We start from the raw sequence: 8,282 nt of genomic DNA on the forward strand, positions 1-8,282 counted from the left end.
GACTTGTCGTAGTACGTGGCGTGGCGGTAGCTCTTGCCTTGCGGGGATTCGAAGAATCCGCCCTTGGAGTCGGGGTCGGAGGAGGCAATGGCCTCGCTGGGCACAACCCAGACGGAGGTTCCCTCGTTGCGCCGGGTGTAAAGGTCACGGGCGTTGCGCAGGGCCATCGTGGCATCCGGTGCGTGGAGCGAGCCGGCGTGGACGTGAGAAAGGCCGCGGGAGGAACGTACGAAGACCTCCCACATGGGCCAGTTAGAGCTAGACATGGAATCTTCCTTAAAGTCTCGAAGCTGGTTGGGCAGTGTGCTTAGGGGCTAAGCGATGAGCGAGGTATCAGCCGAGTGGTGCTTCTCGGCGTAGGCTGCGGCAGCCTCACGGACCCAGGCGCCATCGGCATGCGCTTGACGACGTCGCTGCATCCTCTGCACGTTGCAGGGGCCTTCGCCCTTGATGACGGCCTTGAACTCGGACCAGTCGAGCTCGCCGAAGTCATAGTGGCCGCGCTCTTCGTTCCACTTCAGGTCCGGGTCTTCGAAGTGCAGACCAAGGGCCTCGGCCTGCGGAACGATCATGTCCACGAAGCGCTGGCGCAGCTCGTCGTTGGAGAAGCGCTTGATGTTCCATGCCATGGACTGCTTGGAGTTCGGGGAGTCATCATCTGGCGGGCCGAACATCTGCAGTGCTGGGCCGTAGAAACGGTTGATAGCTTCCTGCGCCATCTGCTTCTGCTCTGGTGTTCCGTGGGACAGCTCGTAGAGGATCTCCCAACCTTGGCGCTGGTGGAAGGACTCTTCCTTACAAATGCGCACCATGGCGCGGCCGTACGGAGCGTAGGAGGCGCGGCAGAGCGGAACCTGGTTGCAGATGGCAGCGCCATCCACCAGCCAGCCGATGGCTCCGATGTCGGCCCACGTGCGCGCCGGGTAGTTGAAGATGGAGGAGTACTTGGCGGTGCCGTCGAGCAGCTGCTGTACCAGCTCGTCGCGCGAGGTGCCCAAGGTCTCCGCAGCGGAGTAGAGGTAAAGGCCATGGCCAGCCTCATCCTGCACCTTAGCCATGAGGATGGCCTTGCGCTTGAGCGAAGGTGCGCGGGTGATCCAGTTGGCCTCCGGCTGCATACCGATGATCTCGGAGTGCGCGTGCTGGGAAATCTGACGCGTCAAGGTCTTGCGGTAGGCAGCTGGCATCCAGTCGGTGGGCTCGATGCGGGAGTCTTCGGCGATGAGCTCGTCGAAGCGCTGCTGTGCTTGTGCGTCATCCGCGGCCGGGACGGCGGCGAGTGTTTTCTCTGATGGGGTCATGGGAGGAATCGTTCCCTCTCTGCTCAGTGTCGGCTGTGTGATACTTACTGACTGGTTGGTCAGTATATGGCGCAGGTGTGAGCTATGTCAACCATGTTTGTGAGCTGCGCCCTACTTGGTGCGGTTCTGGGGCTTGGCGGGCAGCACGCGGAATGTGCCGCGGAATTCGGCGATGGGCTTTCCCTTGATGCTGAGGGTGACGTCGACAACGCCATTGCGGCCCCAGGCTCGGCGGGTAATTCCAACTCCGTCAACGACGTCCCCGTCAAAGGCTGGGGCGATGTAGTGGATCGAGTTGTGGGCGGCTACGGCCAAATCACCACCGGAGTTGCAGGCGCCGGCGAAGATGGAATCGGCGAACATGTACAAATAGCCGCCTTGGGCCGTGCCGTGCCCATTGCACATTTCCGGGCGGATGGTGAAGTGGCCTTCACACCTGCCGAGGTCCAGCGCGGTAATTTTCGCGCCAATTTCCGCAGTAGCGCGGTCGTCATCGAACATGGCGCGCACGTGGGCGAACTCGGGGCCTTCGGCGACGCCGGGGGCAAGGATGGGGTGTTCGGTGCTCATGGGAATATCTCCTTGGGAGGGCCTTCCGTAGTGCTACCGAGGGAGCAGGTAAAGGAGTGTGGTGGCTCACTAGTCTAACGGCGTCCAGGGCTCTCTGCTTGAATGGACTGCGTGAAGAATGAGAAATCCGCTGTCCAGGGCGCGGCACGTGGCCGCCCCGGCTACTCCCGTGAAGATGTCATTCGTGCAGCTGTTCGCGCTTTTACCGCCCGCGGCTACGACGCTACGTCGATGGATAACGTGGCGAGTGAACTGGGGATTTCCAAGTCTGCGCTGTATCACCACATTTCCTCGAAGGAAGAGATTCTGGAACTCACGGTGGTGCAGGCGCTCAGCCGTTTGGAGGCGGTCGCGGAAGAGATGGCCGCAGCCGATGTGTCGGCGGGGGAGAGGGTGCGAGGGTTGTTGCGAGGCTCGATTGAGGTGCTGTGCTCCGACCCGAAGTCTGTCGCGCTCTTGCTCCGTTTGCGTGGAAACTCCGAGGTGGAGCGGAGCGCGTTGGAGCGCCGCCGTATGCTGACGCGTTCCGTGGTTCCGCTGGTGGAGGAGGCTCAGCAGGAGGGGGCTATCCGCTCCGACATTGAGGCTCCGCTGTTGACCCGCATGATTTTCGGAATGATCAACTCCACGTCCGATTGGTATGAGCCGGAGGGGCGGCTTGACGCCGAGGAGCTGGCCAGCACCTTTGAGCGTGTTGTTTTTGGCGGCCTAGCTCCGCAAGCGATGGGCTAGTCGCAATGGGCGAGTAGTTGATCGGCTAGTCGGAGGCGAGCGTTTCGCTCCGCCGTTGGGGCTCCATATGGGGGTGGGGGCTTCTTTTGGCTGTGAAACCGCCGTGGCCTGCGATGATGTGTTGCGCTTCAAAAACTTAGCCTAATTGTGTTGTCTATCACCACAATGACCTGTAGTGTACGTCACAAGACTTACCCAACCGAACGGTAAGTAATTAGCGTACTTTTGTGCGTTGTCCCAGCTAACCAACTTCTTGCAGCACTTTCGAGGGAGCTTAAAGGGTGTGGAATTTCCCTCTCCTCGAAATGAAAGGCAAATGACGTGACCGCAACGTTTGACATCTTCTCTGACCACCACGGCCCGCAGATGGGCATTGAGTACGCTTCTCGCGATGAGATCATCGCGCTGCAGACCGCGCGCGCGAAGAACGAGCTTCGCCACGCGTACTACAACGTCCCGCACTACCGCCGCGCGTTTGATGAGAAGGGCGTTCACCCGGATGACTTCAAGGAACTCTCGGACTTTGCGTTGTTCCCGTTCACCGACAAGGAAACCCTTCGTGCGGAGTACCCCTTCGGAATGTTTGCCGTAGGCCAGAACCAAATCTCCCGCATCCACGCTTCTTCCGGCACCACGGGTCGCCCGACCGTCGTGGGATACACCGAGAATGACGTGCGTATTTGGGCCGAGCTCGTCGCCCGTTCGCTGCGAGCAGGCGGCCTGCGCAAGAGCGATAAGGTTCAGATTACGTTCGGCTATGGCCTCTTTACCGGCGGCCTGGGTGCCCACTATGGTGTCGAGGCCCTAGGAGCCACGGCGATTCCGACCTCCGGTGGTCAGACGGAGCGCCAGATCCAGATCATGCAGGACTTCCAGCCGGACGCAATCCTGGGTACACCGTCCTACGTACTCAACCTCCTTGACCGCATGCGCAAGGAAGGCCTGGATCCGCGCGAATCCTCCCTGCGCGCCGGCGTTTTTGGCGCCGAGCCGTGGAGCGAGGGAATGCGACGCGAACTCGAAGAAGGCTTCGGTATTACGGCCACCGATATCTACGGCCTCTCCGAGGTGATGGGCCCTGGCGTGGCTCAGGAGTGCGTGGAGACCAAGGACGGTCTGACCGTCTGGGAGGACCACTTCTATCCAGAGATCATCGATCCGGAGACCATGCAGCCGGTTCCCGACGGCGAGTATGGCGAGTTGGTCATCTCCTCCCTCACCAAGGAGGCCTTCCCGATCATCCGCTACCGCACCCACGACATCACCCGCCTGCTCCCGGGCACCGCGCGTTCGATGCGTCGCATCGACCGTATCTCCGCTCGTAACGATGACATGATCATCCTGCGCGGCGTGAACTGCTTCCCTTCGCAGTTCGAGGAGATTATTACCGAGGACCGCCTGCTTCGCCCGCGCTACCAGTGCGTGCTGAGCAAGCGTGGCCGCATGGACCACCTCACCTTGGTGGTTGAGCACTCCTCGGAGGCTACTCCTGATCAGATCGATGCCTCCGCCGCGTGGCTGAAGAAACAGATCAAGGAGCGCATCGGCGTCACCGTTGGCGTCGAGATCACTGACCACGTCGATTGCGGTGAGGGCAAGGCCAAGAGGATCGTCGACAACCGCGATCAGTAAAACGCTGCCGCGTTCTCGGCTTCTTTGGCACGCCCCGCCTCACCATTGTCCCTTTCGTTCACTGGCTTTAACTGTATCCACCGTGCTTCTGCACCCATAGAGAAAAGACTCCCACTATGTCTGCACCAGTCACCCAACAGCCTGCCCAAGGGCCGGGAATCACCACAGAGCACAAGCGCGTGCTCGCCGGTTCGATGGTCGGCACCACTATTGAGTGGTTCGACTTCTTCATCTACGCTCAGGCCGCCGGCCTGATCTTCGCTACCCAGTATTTCGATCCGGTCTCCAACGAAAGCGCCTCGCTCGCTCAGATCATTGCCTGGGCGTCGCTGGGTATCTCCTTCCTTTTCCGTCCCCTCGGCGCCATCCTGGCCGGTCACTTGGGTGACAGGCTTGGCCGCAAGCCGGTCCTCGTGGTCACGTTGGTCGGCATGGGCTTGGCCACCATGCTGATGGGTGTGCTGCCGACCTATGCCTCTATCGGAATGGCAGCACCTATCTTGTTGGTGGTCTTGCGCATCCTTCAAGGCCTCTCCGCCGGCGGTGAATGGGGCGGTGCAGCGATGCTGGCCGTTGAGCACGCCCCGCACGGCAAGCGCGGACTGTTCGGTGCGTTCCCGCAGGTAGGAGTACCCCTCGGCATGTTCCTGGCCACCATTTTTATGCTGGTGCTCTCCGCCGTCCTGACTCCGGAGCAGTTCCTCGCATGGGGCTGGCGCATCCCGTTCCTGTCCTCCGTGGTGCTCATTCTCCTGGGCTACCTGATTCGCCGGGCGGTGGAAGAGTCCCCGGCCTTCGCGGAGATGGAAGAGCTGAAGGAAAAGTCCACGGCACCGCTCGCGGTCCTGTTCAAGGGTCACCTCGGAACCGTCATCAAGTGCGCAGTTATCTTCGCCGCCAACAACGCGATTGGCTACTTCGTCATCGCCTACTTCACCGCCTATGGCACGAAGGTTGTGGGCTATACCCGCCCCCAGGCCCTTGGGGTAGCCCTGATCGCGTCGATTGGTTGGTTTATCGGCACGCTGTACTTCGGCCACCTGTCTGACCGGGTGGGGCGGCGCACGACGTTCATTGGCGGCTACATCGTCTTGGCGCTGTATATCACCCCGGTGTTCTGGGCAGTTGACTCGGGCAATGTCATGTTCTTCGGTGCGGCCGTGTTCCTCCTAGGCGTCATCCTGGGTGCGACCTATGGCCCGCAGTCGGCCATGTACGCGGAGATGTTCCCGGTGAGGGTGCGCCTGTCGGGCGTGTCCATCGGCTACGCCTTCGGCTCCATCATCGGTGGTGCCTTTGCCCCGATGATTGCAGAGATGCTGTACACGCGGTACGAGACTTCGATGGCCATCGCCGTCTACGGCATCGCGATTTCGGTCGTTTCCCTCATTGGTGTGCTCACCGTCCCGAAGGGTATTCAGGACCGCGATTTGCACGTTTAATCGCCCCGAGTGTTGTTCGCTCGCCACCCCCTTTAGCGCTTAACCCTTTCTCCGCTGGCTTTTGTTCCGGTTGGAAGGTCAAGCCCTAAAGGGGGTGTGATGTTGTGGGGGGAAATAAATATCCAAAACGGTACCTATAGGTTGGCAGTTAGGCTAAGCTTCTCGCTAATACTCGCCATACGCGGTCCGTATAAGCAATTCCTACGGTCTTGTGGTGCGCGATATTTGCTCAAGAAGAAAGTTCTCTCATGACCACATCAACCCCGCATAAGACTCGCTCTACACGCGATACTTTTAATACGCGCTTCGTGTTCCTCATGGCCGCCATCGGCTCCGCCGTCGGCCTGGGTAATATCTGGCGCTTCCCCTACGTTGCCTATGAGAACGGCGGCGGTGCCTTCCTCATCCCGTACATGGTGGCCTTGCTGACCGCCGGTATTCCCATCCTGTGGTTCGACCTCGCCATTGGTCACCGCTTCCGCGGTTCTGCACCGCTGGCATTCCGCCGTATCAGCAGTCGCTGGGAGGGAATCGGCTGGTTCAAGGTCGGCGTGAACTTTTTCATTGCCATCTACTACGCTGCCATCATTGCGTGGGCGGCGCTCTACACCATCAAGTCCGTCAACCAGGCGTGGGGAGAAGCTCCCGCGGACTACTTCATGGTTGACTTCCTCCAAGCAGAGCCGGAGGCAACCTATTCCGGGCACGTTGTCCCATCCATTCTGGGCGTCATGATCCTCGTATGGGTTGTCTGCATCGCCACGCTGGCTACGAGCATCAACAAGGGCATCGGTAAGCTGACCTCCATCTTCCTGCCGGTCCTGGCCGTCATGTTCATCATCCTGGTCGTCCGCGCCTTCTTTCTCGACGGCGCCGCCGAGGGGCTCAACGCCTTCTTCACCCCGGACTGGTCCGTGCTGAGCAATCCATCGGTGTGGATCGCCGCCTACGGACAGATCTTCTTCTCTCTGTCCATCGGCTTCGGCATCATGATCACCTACGCCTCCTACCTCAAGCCGCGTACCAACCTCACCAACACGGGTCTGGTGACCGCCTTTGCTAACTCCTCCTTCGAGGTTCTCGCCGGCATCGGAGTCTTCGCCACTCTGGGCTACATGGCCGCCCAGCAGGGTGTGTCTGTGGATGAGGTGGCTGAGTCTGGTATCGGTCTGGCCTTCATCGCTTTCCCGACGATCATTAACCTCATGCCGCTCGGCGGATTGTTCGGAGTTCTTTTCTTCGGCTCCCTGTTCCTGGCCGGTGTGACCTCGCTGATTTCCATCATGGAGGTCGTTGTCTCCGCCGTGGCAGATAAGTTCAACATCTCTCGCCGCGTTTCCGCCATCACCGTCGGCGGCGCGATGGGGGTTCTGTCCTGCTTCCTGTTCTCCACCTCCTCAGGCCTGGTCACCCTGGACATCATGGATAAGTTCACCAACAACCTGGGCATCGTCTTCGGCTCCATCTGCGCCCTCGTAGTCGTCGGTTGGGTTACCGGCCGCCGCCGCGAGATCCAGCAGCACCTCAACGCCGTCTCGCACTTCAAGGTCGGTGGCTTCTGGCAGTTCCTGACCTTCATCGCCACCCCGCTGCTGCTGGTCTACTTCTTAGTCAACGAGATCATCACGATTGCCCGCGAGGGCTATGAAGGCTACTCCTCCACTCAGATTGGGCTCTTCGGCTGGGCGGTGCTGGGCGTCATCCTGCTCGCCAGCTTTGTCATGCCGCTGGTGGCCTTCCGCGGAAACAAGTACCTGGATGGCATGGAGACCTCGGACTACGGCGTCCCCGTAGGTGGGCGCCCAGCCGGCACCCCGAACCCGCTTGCCACGGGTACTACAGCCGCACCGAAAATTGACGACAAATAACGAGTATTAGGAAAGGTCAACGACAATGACTACAAGCGCAATCCTGCTCTTCATCCTCTTCGTCGTCGTCATCTGGGGCGGACTGGTGGTCTCTTCCATCTGGCTGGCGCGCAGCGACGATGACACCACGGGCGAGCTGGGCAATGCCCCCGGCACCGACGACGAATCCCTGTCCCACCGAGTGCACTAAACAGACACACGCAGTGAGCTCTGCGCCGGCTTAAATCTCGACCACCGTGCGCCCGTGGCGGGTGCCGGCGCGCAGCTCTTGAGCCGCGGTGGCGACATCGGCCAGCGGCACCGTTTCAGTAATAGAGTTCAGCATGTTGAGATCGAGGTGTTCGTCGAGAAGCTGCCAGGCTGCCTCGCGCACCTCGCGGGGCGCGTCGACAGAGTTACCGCCGGCCAGGACGATGCCGCGCAGGATGAACGGCAGCACCGAAGCAGGAAGATCCGGACCAGCCGCCATACCGGTGGCCGCCACCACGCCGCCCCAGCGCACCTGCGCCAGCACGTTGGCCAAGACGGTGGAACCGGCGGTGTCAATGGCGCCGTCGTACAGCGCCTTCTGCAGCGGGCGGCCGGTCTCAGACAGCGCTGCGCGGTCAAGCACGTGATCCGCGCCGAGTGAGGTGAGGTACTCCGACTGGGATTCCACGCGGCCGGTGACGGCGGTGACCTCGTAGCCGGAAGACTTGAGCAGCTGGACCGCGATGGAGCCCACGCCACCGGTGGCA

At 60.9% G+C, this 8,282-nt stretch carries 9 protein-coding genes; 5 read left to right on the forward strand and 4 right to left on the reverse strand.

Translation table 11 applies throughout. From position 1 onward, the window contains the following. From paaB to RDN59_RS10370, 3 genes are all read right to left on the reverse strand, one after another. Positions 1-266 (reverse strand): 1,2-phenylacetyl-CoA epoxidase subunit PaaB (paaB, locus tag RDN59_RS10360; RefSeq protein ID WP_308607766.1); only part of this gene is annotated, 266 nt, incomplete at its 3' end. A gap of 48 nt (positions 267-314) precedes the next feature. Next, the gene (gene paaA / locus RDN59_RS10365) at positions 315-1,301 is read right to left on the reverse strand and encodes a 1,2-phenylacetyl-CoA epoxidase subunit PaaA (protein ID WP_308607767.1); all 987 of its coding nucleotides are present in this window, start codon (positions 1,299-1,301) and stop codon (positions 315-317) included. Positions 1,302-1,412: 111 nt separating this feature from the next. Next, positions 1,413-1,871: a hotdog domain-containing protein gene (locus RDN59_RS10370; protein WP_308607768.1), complete on the reverse strand. Its 459-nt coding sequence runs from the start codon at positions 1,869-1,871 to the stop codon at positions 1,413-1,415. 111 nt (positions 1,872-1,982) lie between these two features. Here RDN59_RS10370 and RDN59_RS10375 point away from each other — a divergent pair, with 111 nt between their 5' ends. The 5 genes from RDN59_RS10375 to metS all read left to right on the forward strand — a co-directional run bounded on the left by RDN59_RS10375 (position 1,983) and on the right by metS (position 7,735). Beyond that, positions 1,983-2,603 carry a TetR/AcrR family transcriptional regulator gene (locus tag RDN59_RS10375; RefSeq protein WP_308607769.1) on the forward strand — a complete coding sequence of 207 codons (621 nt, stop codon included), beginning with the start codon at positions 1,983-1,985 and terminating at the stop codon, positions 2,601-2,603. Positions 2,604-2,969: 366 nt separating this feature from the next. Then, entirely contained in the window at positions 2,970-4,235 is a 1,266-nt protein-coding gene (locus RDN59_RS10380; RefSeq protein ID WP_369816132.1) for an AMP-binding protein, read from the forward strand. Positions 4,236-4,351: 116 nt separating this feature from the next. Beyond that, positions 4,352-5,677 carry an MFS transporter gene (locus RDN59_RS10385; RefSeq protein WP_308607770.1) on the forward strand — a complete coding sequence of 442 codons (1,326 nt, stop codon included), beginning with the start codon at positions 4,352-4,354 and terminating at the stop codon, positions 5,675-5,677. Positions 5,678-5,925: 248 nt separating this feature from the next. Continuing rightward, a complete protein-coding gene (locus RDN59_RS10390) occupies positions 5,926-7,545 on the forward strand; it encodes a sodium-dependent transporter (RefSeq protein ID WP_308607771.1) in 1,620 nt (539 codons plus the stop codon). 25 nt (positions 7,546-7,570) lie between these two features. Further along, positions 7,571-7,735, forward strand: coding sequence for a methionine/alanine import NSS transporter subunit MetS (gene metS, locus RDN59_RS10395; protein WP_308607772.1), 165 nt, complete (start codon positions 7,571-7,573; stop codon positions 7,733-7,735). 30 nt (positions 7,736-7,765) lie between these two features. Here metS and RDN59_RS10400 read toward each other — a convergent pair. After that, the coding region (locus tag RDN59_RS10400; RefSeq protein ID WP_308607773.1) for a zinc-binding dehydrogenase at positions 7,766-8,282 on the reverse strand (517 nt) is incomplete at its 5' end.

The organism is uncultured Corynebacterium sp. (assembly GCF_902489365.1).
Taxonomy (GTDB): domain Bacteria; phylum Actinomycetota; class Actinomycetes; order Mycobacteriales; family Mycobacteriaceae; genus Corynebacterium.